The sequence below is a fragment of the Bradyrhizobium sp. CER78 genome, assembly GCF_029846235.1.
Classification (GTDB): Bacteria; Pseudomonadota; Alphaproteobacteria; order Rhizobiales; family Xanthobacteraceae; genus Bradyrhizobium.
Genome location: NZ_JARVWP010000012.1, coordinates 69,258 through 90,099 on the forward strand (window position 1 = coordinate 69,258; position 20,842 = coordinate 90,099).

A 20,842-nucleotide genomic window follows, 5' to 3' on the forward strand; every position below is an offset into this window, starting at 1 on the left:
ATGCGCAGCATAAGAGGTGCTTTGATGAAGAACCTCAACCTCAACTATCTCGAAAGCTTCGCCGTCGTGATCGATAGCGGCAGCTTCTCCGCCGCGGCCGAGCGGTTGCAGCTCACCCAGCCTGCGGTGAGCCTGCAGGTGCGCCAGCTCGAAAAGAGCCTGAATGCGACCTTGATCGAGCGGGTCGGACGACGGGCGAGGCCGACGGCCGCCGGCGTCGCCTTGCTCTCGCACGCGCAGCAGATCAGCGCGGCGGTGACGTCGGCGGTCGACGCCGTTGCGCAGCAGACCACGGGAACGGCAGGCCGCGTGCGGCTCGGCACCGGTGCCACCGCCTGCATCTTCCTGCTGCCGCCGATCCTGAAGGAGTTGCGGGCAGCAATGCCCTCGCTCGAGATCACGGTCACGACCGGCAACACCGCGGAGATCGCGCGGGCGGTCGAGGACAACACGATCGACATCGCGCTGGTCACGCTGCCGGTGTCGGGGCGCAGCTTTGAGATCACGCCTGTGATGAATGACGAGTTCGTGCTGATCGCGCCGCGCGAGATGAAGCTGCCGACACGGATCACGCCGGAGGTGCTGGCGACCAGGCCGGTTCTGCTGTTCGAGCCCGGCGGCAACACAAGGCGCACGGCCGACGAGTGGCTGGCGCGCGGCGGCGTGTCGCTAAAGCCGTTGATGTCGCTCGGCAGCGTCGAGGCGATCAAGGAAATGGTCCGCGCCGGCCTCGGCTGCGCGATCCTGCCCGGCATGGCGGTGCCTGCCAACACCAAGCGCGACCTGATCGTCCGGTCGCTGTCGCCAAAGCTCTATCGCCGCCTCGCGGTCGTGATCCGCCGCGACAAGCGCCTCGATCGCGGGCTGCGGCAGACCTTGTCTGCGCTGAAGGCGCTCTCGGCCAGATAGGGAGGACGCCGCGCGCCCTCCCCAACTCCACCCCCGTCAAGTCGCCTTGCGTTCCTGCTCGGCGATCTTGCGGAACGCAGCTTCGCCGGCGTCGGTCACGGCCGCCCACTTCGCGTTCGGTGCGGTCTCGACCTCGTAATTGTCGTGCCAGTTCCACCATTTGTAGGTCGGGCCCTGCGGATAGCCCTTCGGCGAGTCCTCCCAGAGCTCCTGACGGCCGAACGGCGTGATGTCGAGATAGCTCCACACCGTACCCATCGATTCGTCGCCGCGGCTGTTGACGAGATAGGTGCGGAAAATCCGTTCGCCGTCGCGGATGAAGACGTTGTGGCCGTGCCACTCGGCGACGCCGAAATCTGCGTCGAAGCTGTCGGTGATCGTGTACCACGGCATCTCCCATTCCATCCGCGCCTTCAGCCGCGCGATGTCGGCCTGCGGCGCGCGTGAGGCGTAGGCCAGCGTGGTATCGCGCTGGTTGAGATGCGAGAGATGGCTGACCTGATCGGCGCCGAGCGAGCAGCCGCGGCAGCCGTGATCCGGCCAGCCGAACACGCCGGGCTCGAAGAACGCGCGGTAGATGATCAGCTGTCGGCGGCCCTCGAACAGGTCGAGCAGGCTCACCTTGCCGTTCGGTCCCTCGAAGACATACGGCTTCTCGACCGCCATCCAGGGCATCCGCCGCCGCTCCGCCGCGAGCGCGTCGCGCGCCCGCACATGCGCCTTTTCCTTCACCAGCATCTCCAGGCGCGCCGCCTCCCACGCTTCCTGCGACACGACAGGCGGTGTCTGCATTGCCGCCAGTCCGCCGCGATCGCTTTCAACCGATTTGCTCATGATGATCTCCATCTCTCGAATTGGACGAACTCCGGCACCACTGCGCAGTTCCATTGCTGGCGGCCGTTCGTCATTGGCCATGCCGCAATCTGGCGCGGCGGCGGCGGCCGGTGGGAGTGACAAGTGTGTCGGGATTTTCGCGCATGCGCCCCGATCGGTTCAATCTCTTTGCATAGTACTTGCACTCTGCAATTATCTATGCGAGCCTCCAGCCATGAAACAGACCGCGCGTGCCGCCGACGATGGCCTGAAGCTGAGCAGCTGGCTGCCCTATCGCTTGTTCCTGGTCGCGGCCCAGGTCGCCCGTCCGCTCGAGAGTTTCTACGGCGAGACATACGGACTGAGCCAGGCCGGCTGGCGCATCCTCGCCGTCATCGCCGAGCGCGACGCTGCCAATGCCGCCGAGATCGGCCGCGCCTGCGCGCTCGACCCGTTCGCGACCAGCCGCGGCATCGGCCAGCTCACGGAGCTCGGCTTCGCGGTGCGACGTGCCGGCAAGTCCGATCGCCGCTTCGCCGCGGTCAGCATCACCCGCAGCGGCCGGACCGCCTTCAACCGGATCGCCGCACTCGGCAGCGCGATCGAGGCGCGGCTGCTGGCGCGCCTGTCGGAGAGCGAGCGAGCCGCGCTCGATTCCACCCTCACCCGGCTCGAGGACGAAAGCGCGCGGATCGATGCCGGCGGCTGGCGGGATGCCGGCGCGTCATGACGGCCGCATTGTTCGCGTTGACCGCACTGCTATGGGGCGGCGGCGCGCTGGCAACGGCGATGCAGGCCGGCATCACGCCAGCGCCGTGGTCGGTCGCGCTGCGCATGGTGCTGGCCGGCCTTATCCTGGTCGGTTACGCCCGGCTACGTGGCGTGCCGCTCGCGATCCCGCGCAAGGACCGAGCGGCCGTCGCATTGCAGGGCCTGCTATTCTTCGCGATCGCCTTCGTCGCCTTCTATGAAGCGACCGCGCGGATGCCGAGCGGACTTGCCGCGCTGGTGCTCTCGACCTCGTCGCTTTTCGCAGCCGTGATCGCGCGTGCCGCGCTCGGCGTCACGATCTCCTCCGGCTTCGTGTGGGGCGCGCTGTGCGGCATTCTCGGGCTCGCGATCATCTTCCTGCCAGGCGCCAGCGCGCATGGCGCTGCGTCGCCGGCTGGTTTCGCCTGGGCGCTCACCGCGGCGATCGCGACCGGCGCCGGGACGACCGTCGGCGCGCGCAACCAGCGCGCCGGACTGCCGGTAGTCTCCGTGCTGGCTTGGGGCGCGTTCGTCGGCGCCGCCGCGAGTGCGCTGTGGGCTGTCGCAACCGGCACGCCATTCGCGGCCGACGTCTCGCTCTCCTACGCAGCGAGCTTCCTCTACCTCGCGGTCGCGGCGTCCTGCATCACCTTCATGCTCTATTTCGAGCTGGTGCGCCGGCTCGGCCCCGGCCGCGCCGCCTACACGCTCGCTCTGGTGCCGCTCGTCGCCCTCGTGTTGTCGGCGCTGTTCGAGCACCTCGCGCTCGGCTGGCCGGTGCTCGCCGGCGCCGCCGCGATCCTGGCCGGCAATGTGCTTGTGCTGGCGCGAGCCTAGATTGCCGCCCGGTCGCGGAGCCATCGCAATTGACCTGCGGACGATATCTGACTAAAGTCAGATATATGCTCGACCCTGTTTCCCGCGTCCGCCGCTTCAACCGTGCCGTCACCTCTGCCGTCGGCGCGCTCGACACCTCATTCCTTGGTCGAGGCCGCCCGCTCGGCGCGGCGCGCGTGCTGAACGCGATCGGGCACGGCCGCGCTGATGTCGGCGACATCAGGGATTATCTCGGGCTCGATTCCGGCCTGATGAGCCGCCTGCTGCGCAGCCTCGAGGACGAGGAGCTGATCGAGACTACCGCGCATGAGGATGACGCGCGCCGCCGCATCGCCAAGCTGACGGCGGCGGGCAAGCGCGAGTTCAACGCCTATGAGGCGATCTCCAACCGGCAGGCGAAGGACTTCCTCGCCCACCATTCCCAACGCGAGGCGCTGCTGGCGGCGATGGATCTGATCGCCTCGGCGCTCGGGCGAGATGGCACCGCGCTGCATGAGATGGACCCGCGCAGCGAGGAAGCGCGTTATTGCCTCGGCGAATATTACGCCGAGCTGGCGCAGCGCTTCAAACAGGGGTTTGACGTCAAGCTGTCGCGCGACCCCGACGCCAAGGACATGGTGCGCCCGCGCGGCAGCTTCATCGTGGCGGTGTCGGACGGCCTGCCGCTCGGCTGCGTCGGGCTGAAAGGTGGCGGCCGCGAGTACGCGGAGATCAAGCGGCTCTGGGTCGCACCCGCCGCGCGCGGCCTCGGTCTCGGCCGCCGCCTGATGGACACCGCCGAGCATGCCGCGCGCGAGCTCGGCATCGCACTGCTGCGGCTCGACACCAACAGCGCGCTGGCGGAAGCCGGCCAGCTCTACCGCCGAAGCGGCTGGACCGAGATCGCGCGCTTCAACGATGACCCCTACCCTGACCTGTTCTTCGAGAAGCGGCTCTGAGCGGCGCGCCGCGCGCGGGTTGTCCAACATCCGACGCTGGCTTAAGACGCTGGCATGACCATTCGCCCCATCGTCCGCTATCCCGATCCGCGGCTGGCGCTGCCGGCCGAGCCGGTGACCATGTTCGACGACGCGCTGCGCGAGCTGGCAACGGATCTGCTCGAAACCATGCGCGCGGCGCCCGGGATCGGCATCACCGCGCCGCATATCGGCGTGTCACTCCGCGTCGTGGTGCTCGAACTCGACGCGCGCGAGGGCCCACAGACCTATGTCAATCCGAAAATCATCTACGCCTCGGACGACAAGATCCTGCACAAGGAAGGCAGCGTCTCGATGCCCGGGGTCAACGACGAGGTCGAGCGGCACGCGCAGGTCCGCATCCGCTACCAGGATCTCGACGGCAACATGCAGACCGAGGAATCCGACGGGCTGCGCGCGGTGTGCCATCAGCACGAGATCGACCAGCTCGACGGCGTGTTCTGGATCCGGCGGCTGTCCCGCCTGAAACGGGAGCGCCTGATCAAGCGATACGAAAAGATTTCGCGGGGCTAACCCAGAACCGTAGGGCGGGTTAGCGAAGCGTAACCCGCCGCATTTATCACCACGGAAAGTCGGTGGATTACGCCTTCCGCCTTCGCTCGTTGAGCTACGGCGGACGTGGTCGGCTAATCCACCCTACAAACGAAACTTGCGTCGCTAGCCTCCCGCCATCAAATCCTTGGCCAGCGCCATATAAGCCGGCAGCGTCACCGGGTCGTTCGCAGCATTACCCGCGGCGTGGTGCGAAGCGTAGCGCGCGATCACCATCTCGGCCTTCGGATCGATATAGATGCCCTGGCCGTGCACGCCGCGCGCCATGTAGGCGCCGTGCGCATTATGCGTCACCCACCATTGGTTGCGGTAGGACGCGCCCGGCAGCGTGGTGTAGCCGGCCGGCTTGAATTTTTCGGGATCGCCGCCGCGCGCGATGTCCTCGACCACTTGCGACGGCACGATCTGGCGGCCATTGAAGCGGCCGTGATTGCGGATGGTCTCGCCGAAGCGGGCGAGATCGCGCAGCGTCGTCGACAGCCCGCCACCGCCGCTTTCGGTGCCGATGCGGTCGACGTGATAATGCGCGTCCTCCTCCGCGCCCATCGGCGCCCAGATCTTCTCGGACAGCAGATCCGACAACGTCATGCCGCTGGCGCGCCTGACGATGAAGGCCAGCACGTCGGAATTGACTGTCTTGTAAGCGAACGCCTTGCCATGCTCGCCCTGCTTCTGCTGCGCGCAGAGGAAGTCGAAGATGTTGGTCGCGCCTTCATAGCCTGACGGAATCGGCGCCATGCCGTTGGCGCGCCGCAGCCCCCAGACATCGGAATTCCTGTCGGTATAGACCTCGGTGTATTTGAGGCCGGTGGTCATATCCATCGCCTCGTGCACGCGGGCGTCGCCGAACGCGCTTGCCTTCAGCTCCGGCACATAATCGGTGATCGGCGCCTGCGGATCGATCTTGCCCTCGGCGATCAGGATGCCGGCGAGCGTGCCGGTGAACGATTTCGTCACCGACATCGCAATATGCGGCTTGTGCGGTTTCAAGGCGCCGAAATAGCGCTCGTAGATCAGCTTGCCCCGGTGCAGCACGGCGATCCCATCGGCATAGCTGTCCTCGAGCATGCGCGCGAAGGTCTGCGGGCGGCCGTCCATCGTCACCGATGCGGAGCCGCCGATATCGTGATCCTCGCGCGGCAGCACCGACGCTGGCCCGGCCCCGCGCCAGACATTCACTGTCGGCACCAGCTGGCGGATGTTGCTCCAAGCCCAGCGCAGCTCGGGGAAGCTGCGGAGCGAGCCGTCCTGGAACGTGATCGTCTTGTCCTGCGGCGGCGGAAAGCCCTGCATCCAGCCAAGCGTCTCGGGATCGCTCTCGGCGGCGGTGGGAGGCTGTTGTTGGTTGGGGGCGGTCGCGACGGACATCAAGGTGGGCTCCGGTGAAACGATGTTGACATCGGATCATGGCATGCCCTCACGCCAGGAACATCCCATGTTTGCGCCGGGGTGATCATCGCCGCGAGCGCATGCCGGCATGCGTCACGATAGTTTTGCCAACGTTCGAGCCTCGGCCGTGCCATCATGACGTCCCACCGAAGCGGCCGGCGCGGCTCTTAACGTCCGTTCGCCGCCTGCTCGATCGCCGCGATGTCGATCTTCTTCATCGTCATCATCGCCTCCATCGCGCGCCTACCGGTCGCACGATCGGCGGCGTTGACCAGCTCGAGCAGCCGCCGCGGCGTGATCTGCCAGGCGAAGCCCCAGCGATCCCGGCACCAGCCGCACGGCAATTCCGCGCCGCCATTTTGCGTGACCGCGTTCCAGTAGCGGTCGGTCTCCTCCTGGCTGTCGGTCAGTACCATGAAACTCACCGCCTCGTTCGGCACGTAGTTGGAGCCGCCATTCAGCCCGACGAAGCGGCGGCCGAGTACGGTGAACTCAACCGTCAATTCATCACCCTGCCCGATGCCCGGGATCGGCGAGACATGCCCCGCATCGACATGGCTGTCGGGAAAGGTCGCGGCGTAAAACTCCGCCGCTTCGCGCGCGCGGCCCTGGTCGAACCAAAGGCATGTGACGAGATCGGTCATGTGCAGTCTCCTTGTTTGCGCGGAGGACGGTTGGCGAAGACGGCAACCGACAGGCCGACGAAAATAATTCGCGGGAACTGCGTTTGTGACGACACCGCCTCCCCACACGCCGCTGTCGTCCTGGCGAAAGCCGGGACCCATAACCACCGAATTTGATGATGAACGGGATTGCGGCTCCAGCGTCTTTAACAATTGCCATTTGGGGTAATGGGTCCTGGCCTTCGCCAGGACGACGGCGGGGATGGCTCTCAATTCAAGACACCAAACAACGCGCTGTCATCACCCGCGAAAGCGGGTGATCCAGTATTCCAGAGACGGTCGTAATTAAACCGAGAGGCCGCGGCGTACTGCATCGCCCGGTCGAGCCGAGCGATGACAGCTGTAAATGAGGATAGCTTCGCATTCTCGCGACATGAATCGTCCGAGCTTTGCTGTTCGATTTGCGTCGAGGCAACTCAGTCGCGCGATACGGACAATCCTGCGAGCAGCGGCGCGTACGCGGCGAGCCTGCGCGATACGAACTCGGTGAAGAGCCGCACCCGCTTGGTCTTGCGTGTCTCCCCCTGGGTGAGAAGCCAGAGCGTGCCATGCATGTGCAGGTCTGTGCCCGGCACCCTCGCCAGCAAGGGGTCGGCATCTCCGACAAAGCACGGCAGTGTCGTCATCCCGAGCCCTTGCCGAACGGCGGCGATCTGCGCCTCGCCGTCCGTGGTCCTGAACGGAACTCCCGTGGTACGCACCTCACCGTCGCCGGCCCAGTCCGGGACGCCATGCATGCTGATAACGATCCACCTGACAGGATCGGGCGCGCCCGCACGCCACGCGGCCAGTCGATCGCGGGACATGTAGACGCCGCCGAACAGCTCCGGCCCCTTCAGGCCGTGAAGATTGAGCGGCAGGGTCTTGCGGTCGTAAACGACACGGATCGCGACATCGGCCTCTCGATTGGTCAGATTTGCCAGCTCGCCGGACGACAGGATTTCCATTTCGATGTCCGGATGCAGACGCGCGAAATCGGCGAAGTCCGGCATGAGCAGGTGTGTCGCGAGGGTCGGCGCCAGCGTGACCCGCAGGAGCCCGCGCACGCTTTGGTCGCGCCCCAAGACGCGCGTCTCCAGCTGGTGCGACGACGCTTCCATCTGGTCCGCGAGTTCGAGGACCTCCTCCCCCGCAGCCGTCAGGCGGTAGCCCGAAGGCAGCTTTTCGAACATATGCGCCTCGAGGCGTTCCTCGAGCTGGGCGATACGTCGGAGCACGGTCGAGTGATTAACCCCGAGGCGCTCGGCGGCAGCCCGCACCGAGCCTCCGCGCGCGACGGCAAGAAAGTAGCGAATGTCATCCCAGTCGATCATGGTGCAATCCGGCACCGCGTGGTGCGCCTTCCAATGCCCGCATCTAACACATCGAACCGCAATACGGGCGGTCAACATAGCCTATGTCGACGAGCGGCCCAGTTCCGCGCGGCGGATACCAATCGTCGCGGCATGCCGTGAGTCGTCCTAGCCGGATCGTTTTCGCACCACCGCTGTGCGCACTTCCGCACTCAACGCCCGACTCCGGCGCACCCATCTTGGCCGTCACGGGGGGCTTCCCCGAACGACCAAGCGGAGCCTGAAAGGAGAAGTCATGGGAAAGCTTGAGGGTAAGGTTGCAGTCATCACGGGTGGATCGAGCGGCATGGCGCTGGCGAGCGCCAAGCGGTTCGTTGAAGAAGGCGCCCATGTCTTCATCACGGGCCGAAGGCAAGAGGCGCTCGACGCGGCCGTCAAGCTGATCGGCCGGAACGTGTCCGGCGTGCGCGGCGATGCGGCCAATCTCGACGACCTCGACCGCCTGTTCGATACGGTGAAGCGGGACAAGGGCAAGGTCGACGTCTTGTACGCGAGCGCCGGCATCGGCGAAGCCGTCCCACTGGGTGAGATCACCGAGCAGCATTTCGATGCGGCCTTCGGCCTGAATACGCGCGGCACGCTGTTTACGGTTCAGAAGGCGTTGCCGCTGTTCAGCGATGGCGGATCGATCTTCATGACCGGATCGGTTGCTTCGGTGAAAGGTTTTCCGGGTTACGGCGTGTATGCGGCGAGCAAGGCGGCGTTGCGCTCATTCGCACGCACCTGGCTCAACGAACTGAAGGGCAGGAATATCCGGGTCAACGTGCTGAGCCCGGGGCCGATCGCCACGCCGATGCAGGACCAGGTCCTCACCGAGGAGGCAAAGCGGATGTTCGAATCCCTGATCCCGCGGGGAAAGATGGGTCGCCCTGAGGAAATTGCGGCGGCCGCGGTGTTCCTAGCTTCCGACGAGTCCAGCTTCGTGAACGGCGTGGAGCTGTCCGTCGACGGCGGCTTCTCGGCCATCTGAAGGCGGGCAATCAATATCAACACGGATCGGAGAAGCATCATGAGCTACGCGATTATCGGATTCGGCAAAGTGGGCCAGGCTCTCGCCCACGCCTTCGCCCGCAAGAACATGGAGGTGGCCGTCGCGAGCCGCCGGCCGGCCGAGGCGTTGGCGCCGCAGGCCCGGGCGATTGGCCCCACGGTCGTCGCCAAGTCGCTGCGGGACGCACTGGCGGCCGACACAATCATCCTAGCTGTCCCGTTCGAGGAGCATCGCGAGGTCGCAAAAGCTCTGCCGAACTGGAACGGCAAGACGGTCATCGACACGATGAACACGTTGGCTCCGCCTGAGGCGCTCGATGGTCTGCCGTCCTCCGCATTCGTCGCGAAGGCCTTCAGCGGCGCCAGGCTCGTGAAAGGCTTCAATCACCTGATTGCGGCCAAGCTGGCTGTCGATCCGATCGTCGAGGGCGGCCACCGCGTCGTCTTTCTCTCTGGTGACGACGAGGACGCGACCGTTCCCGTGGCGGACTTGGCCAAACAACTCGGGTTCGCACCCGTCAAGCTCGGAAAGCTCAACGAGGGCGGGGCGCTGGTGCAGGGACGCGGCGGCACCTGGGGCCGGCTCGTCTTCCAGGATTTGTTCAAGAAGGCGCAGTGATCGAAAGCGTATAGACGCTGTGTAGCCCGCATGAGCGCAGCGATATGCGGGAGACCACGAACGAAGGAGCCCCGGATATCGCGGAGCCTGTCATCGGGCGCGCGTTCGCGCGACCCGTTGGCTCATCGGGGCTAGGCTTGCGACACTTGCCGATCCGCCCTCGCGCAGGACTCGCGAGGGCGGACGTGCGCCGTCTCCGCTCAACCAGATGCCTTGGCCGGTTCGGACATCGTGATCCGGTTCTTGACGCTGGGACGCTCCTGCATCCTCGCGTACCATGCCGAAAGAGCCTCGCACTCCGCCGGCACAGCCACCTTCACGAGTCCCGCGAAGATCAAGCCGCCGATGACGGTGATATCGGCCATCGTGAACGCTTCGCCGGCGACGAACGGCTGCCGCTTCAGAATGCCGTCGAAGTAGTGCATCCCCCTGAGCGCCTTGTCGCGCTGGCGGAGCCCCCATTCGGGGTTCTGATAGATCTCGACATGAGGCCCAAGACCCGGCGTGGCGTGGTGAAAATAGACGCTGATGGGGTCGAGCAGTTCCAGTTCGGCGCGCTTGCTCATCATGTGGATCACGCCCTTTTCGCGCGGCGTCCTGCCGGTCAGCGTTGGCGCGCCATCGAGCGCGTTGAGGTATTCGGTAATGGCCGTGCATTCGCCGATAAAGGTCCCGTCGTCGAGTTCGAGCACCGGCAGCGTGCCCGAGTAGTTCTTCGCAAGGAATTCAGGTTTCTTGTGTTCGCCCTTGTAGAGATCGACCAGGACGAACTGCACGCGCGGCCGCAGGTTCTTCTCGGCCAGGGCGATGCGAACGCGGGCCGGATATGGGCCAGTCGGCCAATCGTAAATCTTCATCACGACTCCTATTTTGTCTACCTGTCACTTGGTAGGTCCGATATGAGTACTTCACATCCGGCTGGTCAAGCCCTACCTGTCACTTGGTAGATAACGAAGCAGTGAGAGGACGAAGTGAGTTCAAGCGCTCGGGAGGCCATCTTGGCGGCAGCAAAGCGGACCGCGCAGGCGCGCGGCTATGGCGGCTTGAATTTCCGCGATCTCGCCGACGAGGTCGGGATCAAGGCGGCCAGCATCTACCACCATTTCCCGAGCAAGGCCGAACTCGGCGTCGCCGTCGCGAGGCGCTACTGGGAGGACACCGCCGCCCAGCTCGAGGCGATGCTGGCGGAAACCGCGGATCCGGTCCGCTGCCTGCGTCGATATCCCGAGGTGTTTCGCAAGGCGCTCGAGAACAACAATCGTATGTGCCTGTGCAGCTTCATGTCCGCGGAAGTCGACGACCTGCCGGACGCGGTGAAGCAGGAGGTCCAGACCTTTACCGACGTCAACGTGGCGTGGCTGAGCAAGCTGCTGGTGGCCGCGCGCCTGGCCAGTGCAAGAAAAAGCGAACAACGCGCCCGCGCCATCTTCGCCGCCGTCGCCGGCGCGCAGCTGATGGCCAGAAGCCGCGGCGATATTTCGCTCTACGATTCCTTGATCGACAACTATCGCGCCGCGGGTCTGCTGCCGGCGTAGCTCATCCATGGCTCGATGATCGATGTGGTGCATCACGCCTCCTCGGCCGATCCGCCCTGCCCGCTTCAGCGGCGCGCGGGCATGAAACCGCATTCTCGCGACTGAACCGTCCGAGCTTTGTGCATCGTTCGGCCCTCTCGAAGCAGAGGGCGCAGGGAAAGCCGGGTGCCGATCGCACCCATGGGCCCCGAGCAATGGGTAGGAAGCTCGGGGGTAGGACCACAGGTGTAACCGGAAACAACCCGGCTTTCCCTGCGCGATGGGCTACGGCTTACTTCGTGCTCTCCCCGGCGAGACCAGGCTTCTTTGTCACCGTCTTCGCCACGCGCACCGCGCAATGTGAAGAGACACCTGCCATGAGGGCGTCAGGACCACACGACTTCGCCGTCCGCCTCACGCGCACTCGTCAGTCGCGCACTCAGCGTCCACCGCATCTCGCCCCGCGTTCGTGACGATCGCGATCCGCCCCTCGTATCGGGTGAGACGCGCATATTGAACAGCTGAGTTGGGTCAAACGCCAAGCGGAATATTTTCTTATCCGCGGATTGACAGGTTTTGCTGAGTTGCCCGTCGGGGTGATTTGTCGCAGGGGGAGCAAAGAGGTTTGATTTGCGTCGGCGCAAATTGATCGTGGACTGGTCGCCGTTAGGCCCTATCCGAATCGATTTGCTAGCATCAGCCAAGAACCCTGGAGTTGCCGCAGCGCGTCTTCCCCGCAAATTTCAATCATCAACCGTAGATTAGACATCAGGTTGCAGAATCTATCTCTCTCCTGCATAGCTTACGTGGTTCACGCTTCGTGCTCATTCAGGAATGGGTGTGATCGGACGCCAGCAGCATGGAGGCCGGCAACTCAAGCCACCGGAGCTCAGCTGCTTGAACGAAGCATACCTATAGGTCCAACTCGTAAACTCGGGCCGCCGTCTGGATAGCCGAATGCTGCTAGAGTCTATGAACGAGATCATTGAGCGATACGGAGGCGATCCGTCTTCGATTCGGTCATTCGAATTGGACGGCCCAGAGCTGTTGCCATATGCAACTCTTCATACCGCACGCACTCACAGCACATCGGACTTTACGCCAATAGCGGCAGTGTACGAGTGGGACAAACGTCCCCTCATCATCTTGGTTGATGGAAACCAAGTGAGAGGTTCTAGCCATCTGAATGCAATCCGTCGAGCCGTCGCGATGCGTGGTGATGCGCCGTATCTCGGCGTGATTCAACTTGGTCGTTTGACCATCTACACTATCGCATTGGACGATCGCTCGATTGATCAAGCGTTAATACCGCTCGCACTTGATTTAGTGACGCAATCACGTGCCCTAATTCCACATCTTGGCAACACGCGACCGATCGTTTCGCCTCGACATTGGATCAGCGATGTGGTCCTGCGTCTCTTAACGGGCACCATCGACGCGATCATAGGAGACGGATTGGCCGATGAAGACGCCATTTCTTTGGTTGGGCGAGCCCTCTTCGTTAGATTCTTGGCGGATAGGTCGCTTCTACAGGCGGGCACGCTGCCCAAGCAACTAATCGATCCAGCAAGCTCGTTTGACACGCGAGAAGGCATCGCCACGATCACAAGGTGGCTCGACAAAACTTTTAACGGTGACTTTCTTCCGCTTACACCTGGCTTGGTCAAACAGCTACCTGACGCCACTCTTCTCCGCCTTGGAGATCTCCTTCGATCAGCGCCAGGCGGTCAGCTATACCTTGGCTGGCAAGAGAAATGGGACAGGCTCGACTTTGCTCATATCCCTGTGGGGGTGCTGAGCCAGGCTTATGAAAGGTATCTAAGTCGGCACGATCCGCTCACCCAAAGGCTTGAGGGAGGCTATTACACCCCGCGACATATCGCAGATCTGATGATCAGCGCGTCCTTTGCGGCTCTAGAGGATGACGGACGTGCGGCAGATGCTCGGGTCCTCGATCCCGCTGCGGGGGCAGGCGTCTTCTTGATTACTGCATTTCGCCAACTTGTCGCCCAGCATTGGCGAGCGCACAACAAGAGACCCGATACCACCACCTTGCGTGCTATTCTTCGCAACCAGATAACCGGCTTTGACATCAATGAATCTGCCCTTCGGTTTGCCGCGCTCGGGCTTTATCTGATTTCCATCGAGCTGGACCCGAATCCGGAGCCAATCGAGAAACTACGCTTCGACAACCTCAGACCTCAAGTCCTGCGCAAGGTCGAGGCGAAGCGACGAACCGACAGAGTTAAAGAGAGGCGAAAAACCAGTAAGGAAGCCTCGGAACTCGGCAGCTTAGGTCCAGACGTAGGGCTCGATCATCTTGGTGCTTACGATCTCGTCATCGGCAATCCTCCATGGGCAAGCTCAACTCGACTTCAAGGTTGGCACTGGCTTCAGGAGCACGTGAATGAGATCGCGCGAGATCGCGCTCAGGACGATTCATTAGTCGCACCACTGCCAAACGAAGTCCTGGACCTACCATTTGTTTGGCGGTCGCTAGAGTGGGCAAAGCCAGGAGCGCAAATTGCCTTTGCCCTTCACGCACGGCTGCTATTTCAGCAAGGGGAGACGATGCCCGGTGCGCGTGACGCGCTATTCCGTTGTCTCGATATTACCGGGGTCATAAACGGTACAGAGATTCGCAATACTCGCGTATGGCCCGAAATTAGCGCACCATTTTGCCTCTTGTTTGCTCGGAATCGGGCACCGAGCCCGGGTAGCGGATTCCGGTTCGTGACTCCCAGGTTAGAGTCTCGCTTGAATCAAGCAGGAGCGTGGCGCATCGACGTTACCAACTCCGAAACTGTCGCTATCGCTGAAGCACGCAGCCGGCCGACCTTGTTGAAAACTCTATTTCGCGGCAGCCGCCTAGACGCAGAGGCATTGGATCGCATCGAGTCGCATGGCTGGCCGTCATTGGAGCAGTATTGGATAAAGCTTTTCGGCGAGCACCGGGGTAAGTCTAGCGCTTCGGGCAATGGCTTCCAGAGGATACGCAGGAGCAGCCGAGTTCGAAAGAACGGCGACGGGCTGCCAGGAGTCTCGGCTGAGTATCTTCATGGCGTGCCGCTAGCAGATGCGGATGACGACCTAGGCGTTTTGGTTGAGAGCAGAACTCTAACCAAATTTAATGAGCCGCGCATACATGATCCGCGGCCACTGGAGATTTTTCGAGGACCACTCCTACTGGTTCGAGAGTCGCCTCCGGTGCGAAACGGTCGGATGAAGGTTTCGCTCGCAGAGAGTGATATCGTCTATAGTCAGAGCTTTCATGGCTACAGCGCGCAAGCGCACCCAGAACGCCTGACATTTAGCAAATATATTGCGCTCTTGATCGGCAGCAAGGTTGCCCTTTGGCGTGCACTTTTGACCAGTGGCCGCTTTGGTTTCGAACGAGAAGTTGTTGAGAAATTCATCATCGATGAAATTCCCATCAAGCCGTTCGAAGAACTTGACGGAGCCGACAAAGTAGAAATCGAGAGCTTATTTTCGGCGGTAGCTGCAGAGAAAGACGACGCTGGTTGGTGCAGGGTCGATAACTGGGTTGCATCGCTATACAAACTTCAAGACAGCGATCTGGAATGCATCGATGATACACTGCGGCTGAACCTCCCATTCGCTGAAAATAGACGCCTAAGTCAGGCCCCTCCCTCTGATAAAGAAGTCGAGCACTTCTGCGTAACGCTTGGCGGTGAACTGGCGGAATGGCGAACTGAGGCTAGACCATCGTTGACTATTTCAATGACGTCCCGACCTCCCTTGTCGCCCTGGCGATTTGTTCGAATTGCCGGAAAGCCGAGCCGGGCTGGCCCTAATGACCCGTTGGAGGATGGCCTAATCCAAGCCGCGAATGTTATGGCTGCAACAGAGATTGTGCTGGTCGACGAAGGAGAAGACTGCCTTTGGTTAGGGCGGTTAGATCAATCACGGTATTGGAGTCGCAGCCAAGCTCGCCTGGCCGCACGCCACATCGTATGGGAGCACTCTAGCTTTCTAAGCGGTAGGACTTAGCAGCGATGACACTAAGTCCGCGACCGGATCAAGTCGCTGAACTAACGCGCGGCGCGGCCCTTCCTATTCCGGCGATTGCTTCTCCGCTGCTCGGAGTGATCATCGATGCATTGCGCGAGGCTTGGCAGCAGCTCGCCTCTCGGTACGGCACTGCGTTGCATGGCAAGTCTGAACCCGAGCTAACAGCCTTGATGCAATCTCGCCTTAATGACCTACGGAACGACCGCCGCAAGTTCGGACAGATCGTATCTTGCATCGTCCGAGGCGCAGAAAGTATCAGCTACGACGGTAGGCACATCGAAAAGCGACCTGATCTATCAATCTTCATGACCACCAGGAACGCAAATTTCCCTTTGGTGGTTGAGTGTAAGATTATTGATCATGACCTTGGCAAAGGAGTTGCCCTATACTGCAATAACGGCGTGCGGCGATTTGTCGACGGCGAATACGGATGGGCATCAACTCAAGCATTGATGATTGGATATGTCTGCGACGATTCATCCGTAGAGAAGCATCTGATCCCTCATCTTAAGACGCGCGCAAGCTCCAAGTCCGACTCCTTAAAGACGAAAAGTTGGTCCGCGAAAGCGATAGCTGCTTCAATGACGTCCGATCATTTGCGAACGTTTCGTTACCTCACTCCATCACCTGATAGCGATCCTGGCCCGGTTACGATTTTTCATATTTGGACCGAGGTGCCGCGGGACAATATTTAGTGACTAATGGGCACACGCTAAATTTCTAGCCTAGCCTACTCCCACTCAATCGTCCCCGGCGGCTTGCTGGTCACGTCGTACACCACCCTATTCACGCCCTTCACCTCGTTGATGATGCGCGTCGCGGTCTCGGCCAGAAACTTCATGTCGAACTGATAGAAGTCGGCGGTCATGCCGTCGGTCGAGGTGACGGCGCGCAGGCCCACGACGTATTCGTAGGTGCGGCCGTCGCCCATCACGCCGACGGTCTTGACCGGCAGCAGCACCGCGAAGGCCTGCCAGATCGCATCATAGAGGCCGTGCTTGCGGATCTGGTCGATATAGACCGCATCCGCGTTGCGCAGGATGTCGAGCTTCTCGCGGGTGATGTCGCCGGGGCAGCGGATCGCAAGGCCCGGGCCCGGGAACGGGTGGCGGCCGACGAACACTTCGGGCAGACCGAGCTCGCGGCCGAGCACGCGCACCTCGTCCTTGAACAGCTCGCGCAAGGGCTCGACCAGCTTCATGTTCATGCGCGCCGGAAGGCCGCCGACATTGTGGTGCGACTTGATGGTGACCGACGGGCCGCCGGTGAAGGAGACGCTCTCGATCACGTCAGGGTAGAGCGTGCCCTGCGCCAGGAATTCGGCGCCGCCGATCTTCATCGCCTCGGCCTCGAACACGTCGATGAACAGGCGCCCGATGGTCTTGCGCTTCACCTCGGGGTCGGTGACGCCTTCGAGCTCGCCGAGAAACTGCTTCGACGCGTCCACATGGACCAGCGGGATGTTGTAGTGGTTGCGGAACAGGTCGACGACGGTCTTGGCCTCGTCGAGCCGCAGCAGGCCGTGATCGACGAACACGCAGGTGAGCTGGTCGCCGATCGCCTCGTGGATCAAGACCGCCGCGACGGCGGAATCGACGCCGCCTGAGAGGCCGCAGATCACCTTGCCCTTGCCCACCTGGGCGCGGATCTTCTCGATCGCCTCCTCGCGGAAGGCCCGCATGGTCCAGTCGCCGGTGAGGCCGGCGACCTTGCGCACGAAATTGCGCAGCAGTTTGGCGCCGTCGGGAGTGTGCACCACCTCGGGATGGAACATCAGGCCGTAGTACTTCCGCTTCTCGTCCTGGATGATCGCGAACGGCGCATTCGGCGAGGTGCCGGCGACGGAGAAGCCGGGCGGCATCCTGGTGATGCGATCGCCGTGGCTCATCCACACCTGGTGCTTCTCGCCGTGGTTCCAGATGCCGTCGAACAGCTGGCTATCGGTCTTGACCTCGACATCGGCGCGGCCGAATTCGCGGTGATGCCCGCCCTCGACCTCGCCGCCGAGCTGGGCGGCCAAGGTCATCTGGCCGTAGCAGATGCCGAGCACGGGGACGCCGGATTCGAAGATCAGCTGCGGGGCGCGCGGCGAGCCGGTCTCGTGAACAGACTCGGGTCCGCCGGAGAGGATCACCGCCTTCGGCTTCATCTCCTTGAAGGCGGCTTCGGCCTTCTGGAACGGCACGATCTCGGAATAGACGCCCATCTCGCGGACGCGGCGGGCGATCAGTTGCGTCACCTGGCTGCCGAAATCGACAATCAGAATCTTGTCATGCGCCGAGGCCACGGAGGGTGTCGACGGCGCTTGAACCGAGTCTTGGGCTGTGTGCTGGGCTGTCATGGCAAGCAGATACGCGACAGCGCCCGCCCCCGCAACCGCGGCCAGCGTTGCGCCCACATTCTTCTTTGGGCATGGACAAATCGATATAGGTCAGTATTATTGACCTAATTTGACCATAAGCACCAAGGAGGAAAGCAATGCCCGATTTTCACGACCCGTCCCGCCTCACCGCGCTCGGCCACGAGTGGGTCGCCGCCTGGAACGCGCGCGACCTCGAACGCGTGCTTGCGATGTATTCCGATGACACCGAGATGACCTCGGACCGCATCCCGGCGTTCGGCTTCGGCGCGTCCGGCACCGTGCGCGGCAAGGCGCAGCTGCGGGCCTATTGGAGCGCGGCGCTTGCGAAACTGCCGGAGCTGCATTTCGAGCTGATCGATCTCTATGTCTCGCCCGACAGCGTCGTGGTGTTCTACCAGAACGAACGCGGCAAGAAGATCTGCGAGTATCTGCGGCTCGATGATCAGGGCAAGATCAGGCAGGGCTCGGCGAACCATCTGGTGCATTGAGCAAGAGCAGACCGTAGAAGCGTAGGGTGGGTTAGCCGAAGGCGTAACCCACCCAACCACACGACGAGAAAGTCGGTGGGTTACGGCTTCGCCTAACCCACCCTACGGTTTCGAGTTTGAGGACGCAGCCGATGAAAATCCCGACCCTGCCCTTCACCGTCACCGACTGGAGCAATGTCGAGCCGACGGTGCATCCCGGCGAGACCGGGCAAGCACGGTGGCGCACGCTCAACATCGGCGATCTGCGGGTGCGGATGGTGGAGTATTCGCCGGGCTATCTCGCCGACCACTGGTGCGATCGCGGCCATGTGCTCTTTGTCGTCAGCGGCGAGCTCGACACCGAGCTGCGCGACGGCCGCAAATTCACGCTGACGTCAGGCATGAGCTACCAAGTCTCCGATTTCGGCGACGCTGCGCACCGTTCGTCAACGGCGACCGGCGCGACGCTGTTCATTGTGGATTGAAGACGGTCCCCTTACTCTCTCCCGTCACCCTGAGGAGCACGCTTTCGCGCGCGTCTCGAAGGGCGACAGCCCGGCTCTGTCCCCGTCATTGCGAGCGAAGCGAAGCAATCCATTTGTCCGCATATGCTGAACGATGGATTGCTTCGTCGCTTCGCTCCTCGCAATGACGCGGAGAGAGCTCGGCGCTCACCGCTTGCGCCCCGCAACCTTCCTCACCTTCGTCTCCGCCCAGCCCAGCGGCTTACCGGTCTTCGACGGCAGCACGAGTTGGCCGACCGCCTGCCCGGCCTGGTCGAGCAGCACCGAATGCGTCTCACCGCGCGCATAGAGATACGCCTCGCCCCATTGCCTGAGACCCACCACGATCGGGAACAGGTCCTGTCCCCGCTTCGTCAACACATATTCCTGATAGGCGCTGCCGTCGGACGCCGCGACCTGCTCGAGCACGCCCAGTTCAACCAGCGTGCGCAGCCGCGTCGTCAGCATGCCCTTGGCGATGCCGAGGTTCTTCTGGAAGTCGCCGAACCGGCGCAGGCCGTCGAACGCGTCGCGCACGATCAACAGCGACCACCAGTCGCCGATCGCATCCAGCGCACGCGCCACCGGGCAGTCCGCCTTGGCGAATCCGGTCCGCTTCATCGCGGTCCTCCTCCTCGATCACGATTCCGAACTGGTCTTAAAATAGGACTAGACAACGTCCGACGCAACTGGTCTCATCATAAGACCAGATTGCGAATGCAGCGGAGGCGAGATTGACGAACCAGACCATGACGAAGGCCCGGCCGGCTCAAGGGGACGACAAGACGGACGGCAGGCGCGGCAACGCAGCGGCAAGCGCACTGTCATCCGCCGTGGTGCTGCTGTTCGCTGTCGCCTGCGGGCTCAGCGTCGCCAACATCTATTTCGCGCAGCCGCTGCTCGACACCATGGCGCGGGATCTTGCCATCACGCCCGCCGTGATCGGCGGCGTCGTGACGCTGACGCAAATCGGTTACGCCTTCGGGCTTGTCCTGATCGTGCCGCTCGGCGATCTCTGGGATCGCCGCAGGCTGATCGTCGGCCAGACCGTGCTGTCGGCAATCGCGCTCACCGTCGTCGGCACCGCGCCGAACGCCGCCGTGCTGCTCGCCGGCATGGTGCTGGTCGGGCTGCTCGCGGTCGTGATCCAGGTGCTGGTCGCCTACGCCGCGACGCTGGCGGCGCCCGCCGACCGCGGCCGTATCATCGGCACCGTCACGAGCGGCGTGGTGTCGGGCATTTTGCTGGCACGTTTTGCCGCCGGGGCGCTGGCCGATCTCGCCGGCTGGCGCGTGGTCTATCTCACCTCCGCCGCGCTGACGCTGGTGCTGGCGGCGCTGCTGGCGCGCGCGCTGCCGCGGCACGCCCCGCAGCCGATGGCCGGATCGTCCTACGCAAAGCTGCTGCGCTCGACCGTCGCGCTGTTCGTCGAGGAACCGGTGTTGCGCGAGCGCGCGGTGTTCGCGCTCCTGATCTTCGCAAGCTTCAGCGTGTTCTGGAGCTCGGTCGTGCTGCCGCTCGCCACGCCGCCGCTGTCACTGTCGCACACCACAATCGGGACGCTCGGGATCGCGGGCCTAGCCGGCGCGCTGGCGGCGCGCAATTCAGGCCAGCTCGCCGATCGCGGCTGGGGCCAGCGCACCACCGGATTGTCGCTGCTCCTGATGCTCGCGGGCTGGGTGCCGATCGCCTGCCTCAACACGTCACTCTGGCTGGTGGTGGTCGGCGTCGTGATGATCGACTTCGCGGTGCAGGCGATCCACGTCACCAACCAGAGCCTGATCGTCGCCGCGCGCCCCGAGGCCGCGAGCCGGCTGGTCGGCGGCTACATGGTGTTCTATTCGATCGGCACCGGATTTGGCGCGATCTCTTCGACGATGGCTTATGCGGCGGCTGGCTGGTTCGGCGTCTGCGTGCTGGGCGCCGCGATCAGCGCCGTTGCGCTGCTGTACTGGGTGATCGTGGTGAGCAGGACGCCGGCAGGCGCCGCGTATGGGTGCGGGCGATCGTGAGGTGATTTTCGTCGCTCCGGGGCAATGCGAAAGCATTGAACCCGGAGCCTCGAGATTCCGGGTTCGTCCTTTGGACGCCCC

The 20,842-nt window shown here is 63.1% G+C and carries 20 protein-coding genes; 13 read left to right on the forward strand and 7 right to left on the reverse strand.

Translation table 11 applies throughout. The annotated features are described in order from the left end of the window. Window positions 1-24: 24 nt before the first annotated feature. Complete coding sequence (locus QDT69_RS24600) at window positions 25-909, forward strand: LysR family transcriptional regulator (RefSeq protein WP_279709056.1); 885 nt, start codon at window positions 25-27, stop codon at window positions 907-909. A 36-nt stretch (window positions 910-945) separates the two neighbouring features. Here QDT69_RS24600 and QDT69_RS24605 read toward each other — a convergent pair whose 3' ends face one another. Further along, a complete protein-coding gene (locus QDT69_RS24605; RefSeq protein ID WP_279709057.1) occupies window positions 946-1,743 on the reverse strand; it encodes a DUF899 domain-containing protein in 798 nt (265 codons plus the stop codon). A gap of 214 nt (window positions 1,744-1,957) precedes the next feature. Here QDT69_RS24605 and QDT69_RS24610 point away from each other — a divergent pair, with 214 nt between their 5' ends. The 4 genes from QDT69_RS24610 to QDT69_RS24625 all read left to right on the forward strand — a co-directional run bounded on the left by QDT69_RS24610 (window position 1,958) and on the right by QDT69_RS24625 (window position 4,799). After that, window positions 1,958-2,452: a MarR family transcriptional regulator gene (locus QDT69_RS24610; RefSeq protein WP_279709058.1), complete on the forward strand. Its 495-nt coding sequence runs from the start codon at window positions 1,958-1,960 to the stop codon at window positions 2,450-2,452. Then, complete coding sequence (locus QDT69_RS24615) at window positions 2,449-3,309, forward strand: DMT family transporter (protein ID WP_279709059.1); 861 nt, start codon at window positions 2,449-2,451, stop codon at window positions 3,307-3,309. The genes QDT69_RS24610 and QDT69_RS24615 overlap by 4 nt, the downstream gene beginning before the upstream one ends. 65 nt (window positions 3,310-3,374) lie before the next feature. Beyond that, complete coding sequence (locus QDT69_RS24620) at window positions 3,375-4,247, forward strand: bifunctional helix-turn-helix transcriptional regulator/GNAT family N-acetyltransferase (protein WP_279709060.1); 873 nt, start codon at window positions 3,375-3,377, stop codon at window positions 4,245-4,247. 54 nt (window positions 4,248-4,301) lie between these two features. Beyond that, a complete protein-coding gene (locus tag QDT69_RS24625; protein WP_279709061.1) occupies window positions 4,302-4,799 on the forward strand; it encodes a peptide deformylase in 498 nt (165 codons plus the stop codon). A 144-nt stretch (window positions 4,800-4,943) separates the two neighbouring features. On the opposite strand, the gene QDT69_RS24630 is transcribed toward QDT69_RS24625, so the two are convergent. The 3 genes from QDT69_RS24630 to QDT69_RS24640 form a co-directional block, all read right to left on the reverse strand. Beyond that, a complete protein-coding gene (locus tag QDT69_RS24630) occupies window positions 4,944-6,206 on the reverse strand; it encodes a serine hydrolase (RefSeq protein ID WP_279709062.1) in 1,263 nt (420 codons plus the stop codon). A 188-nt stretch (window positions 6,207-6,394) separates the two neighbouring features. Then, window positions 6,395-6,871: a VOC family protein gene (locus QDT69_RS24635; protein ID WP_279709063.1), complete on the reverse strand. Its 477-nt coding sequence runs from the start codon at window positions 6,869-6,871 to the stop codon at window positions 6,395-6,397. A gap of 455 nt (window positions 6,872-7,326) precedes the next feature. After that, window positions 7,327-8,223 carry a LysR family transcriptional regulator gene (locus QDT69_RS24640; RefSeq protein WP_279709064.1) on the reverse strand — a complete coding sequence of 299 codons (897 nt, stop codon included), beginning with the start codon at window positions 8,221-8,223 and terminating at the stop codon, window positions 7,327-7,329. Between the two features lie 274 nt (window positions 8,224-8,497). Here QDT69_RS24640 and QDT69_RS24645 point away from each other — a divergent pair, with 274 nt between their 5' ends. Both QDT69_RS24645 and QDT69_RS24650 read left to right on the forward strand, forming a co-directional pair. After that, window positions 8,498-9,232, forward strand: a complete 735-nt coding sequence (locus QDT69_RS24645) for an SDR family oxidoreductase (protein ID WP_279709194.1) — start codon at window positions 8,498-8,500, stop codon at window positions 9,230-9,232. Between the two features lie 36 nt (window positions 9,233-9,268). After that, window positions 9,269-9,871 carry an NAD(P)-binding domain-containing protein gene (locus tag QDT69_RS24650; RefSeq protein ID WP_279709195.1) on the forward strand — a complete coding sequence of 201 codons (603 nt, stop codon included), beginning with the start codon at window positions 9,269-9,271 and terminating at the stop codon, window positions 9,869-9,871. Window positions 9,872-10,071: 200 nt separating this feature from the next. Here the strand turns inward: QDT69_RS24650 and QDT69_RS24655 are convergent, their stop codons facing one another. Beyond that, on the reverse strand, window positions 10,072-10,728 hold the full coding sequence (locus QDT69_RS24655; protein ID WP_279709065.1) for a glutathione S-transferase: 657 nt from the start codon (window positions 10,726-10,728) through the stop codon (window positions 10,072-10,074). Between the two features lie 114 nt (window positions 10,729-10,842). On the opposite strand from QDT69_RS24655, the gene QDT69_RS24660 reads away from it, so the two are divergent. The 3 genes from QDT69_RS24660 to QDT69_RS24670 all read left to right on the forward strand — a co-directional run bounded on the left by QDT69_RS24660 (window position 10,843) and on the right by QDT69_RS24670 (window position 16,112). Then, window positions 10,843-11,406: a TetR/AcrR family transcriptional regulator gene (locus QDT69_RS24660; RefSeq protein WP_279709066.1), complete on the forward strand. Its 564-nt coding sequence runs from the start codon at window positions 10,843-10,845 to the stop codon at window positions 11,404-11,406. Window positions 11,407-12,357: 951 nt separating this feature from the next. Continuing rightward, window positions 12,358-15,396 carry an N-6 DNA methylase gene (locus tag QDT69_RS24665; protein ID WP_279709067.1) on the forward strand — a complete coding sequence of 1,013 codons (3,039 nt, stop codon included), beginning with the start codon at window positions 12,358-12,360 and terminating at the stop codon, window positions 15,394-15,396. Between the two features lie 5 nt (window positions 15,397-15,401). Further along, complete coding sequence (locus QDT69_RS24670) at window positions 15,402-16,112, forward strand: hypothetical protein (protein ID WP_279709068.1); 711 nt, start codon at window positions 15,402-15,404, stop codon at window positions 16,110-16,112. 35 nt (window positions 16,113-16,147) lie between these two features. On the opposite strand, the gene guaA is transcribed toward QDT69_RS24670, so the two are convergent. Next, the gene (gene guaA, locus QDT69_RS24675) at window positions 16,148-17,758 is read right to left on the reverse strand and encodes a glutamine-hydrolyzing GMP synthase (RefSeq protein WP_279709069.1); all 1,611 of its coding nucleotides are present in this window, start codon (window positions 17,756-17,758) and stop codon (window positions 16,148-16,150) included. 137 nt (window positions 17,759-17,895) lie between these two features. Between guaA and QDT69_RS24680 the strand changes: the two genes are divergently transcribed. Together QDT69_RS24680 and QDT69_RS24685 are read left to right on the forward strand one after the other, a co-directional pair. After that, window positions 17,896-18,267 (forward strand): nuclear transport factor 2 family protein, encoded by a 372-nt coding sequence (locus QDT69_RS24680; protein ID WP_279709070.1) that lies wholly within the window; start codon window positions 17,896-17,898, stop codon window positions 18,265-18,267. Between the two features lie 131 nt (window positions 18,268-18,398). Next, entirely contained in the window at window positions 18,399-18,731 is a 333-nt protein-coding gene (locus tag QDT69_RS24685) for a DHCW motif cupin fold protein (protein WP_279709071.1), read from the forward strand. A gap of 186 nt (window positions 18,732-18,917) precedes the next feature. Here QDT69_RS24685 and QDT69_RS24690 read toward each other — a convergent pair whose 3' ends face one another. Continuing rightward, window positions 18,918-19,370 carry a helix-turn-helix domain-containing protein gene (locus QDT69_RS24690; RefSeq protein ID WP_279709072.1) on the reverse strand — a complete coding sequence of 151 codons (453 nt, stop codon included), beginning with the start codon at window positions 19,368-19,370 and terminating at the stop codon, window positions 18,918-18,920. Between the two features lie 113 nt (window positions 19,371-19,483). Here QDT69_RS24690 and QDT69_RS24695 point away from each other — a divergent pair, with 113 nt between their 5' ends. Next, window positions 19,484-20,761 carry an MFS transporter gene (locus QDT69_RS24695; RefSeq protein ID WP_279709073.1) on the forward strand — a complete coding sequence of 426 codons (1,278 nt, stop codon included), beginning with the start codon at window positions 19,484-19,486 and terminating at the stop codon, window positions 20,759-20,761. Window positions 20,762-20,842: the final 81 nt, after the last annotated feature.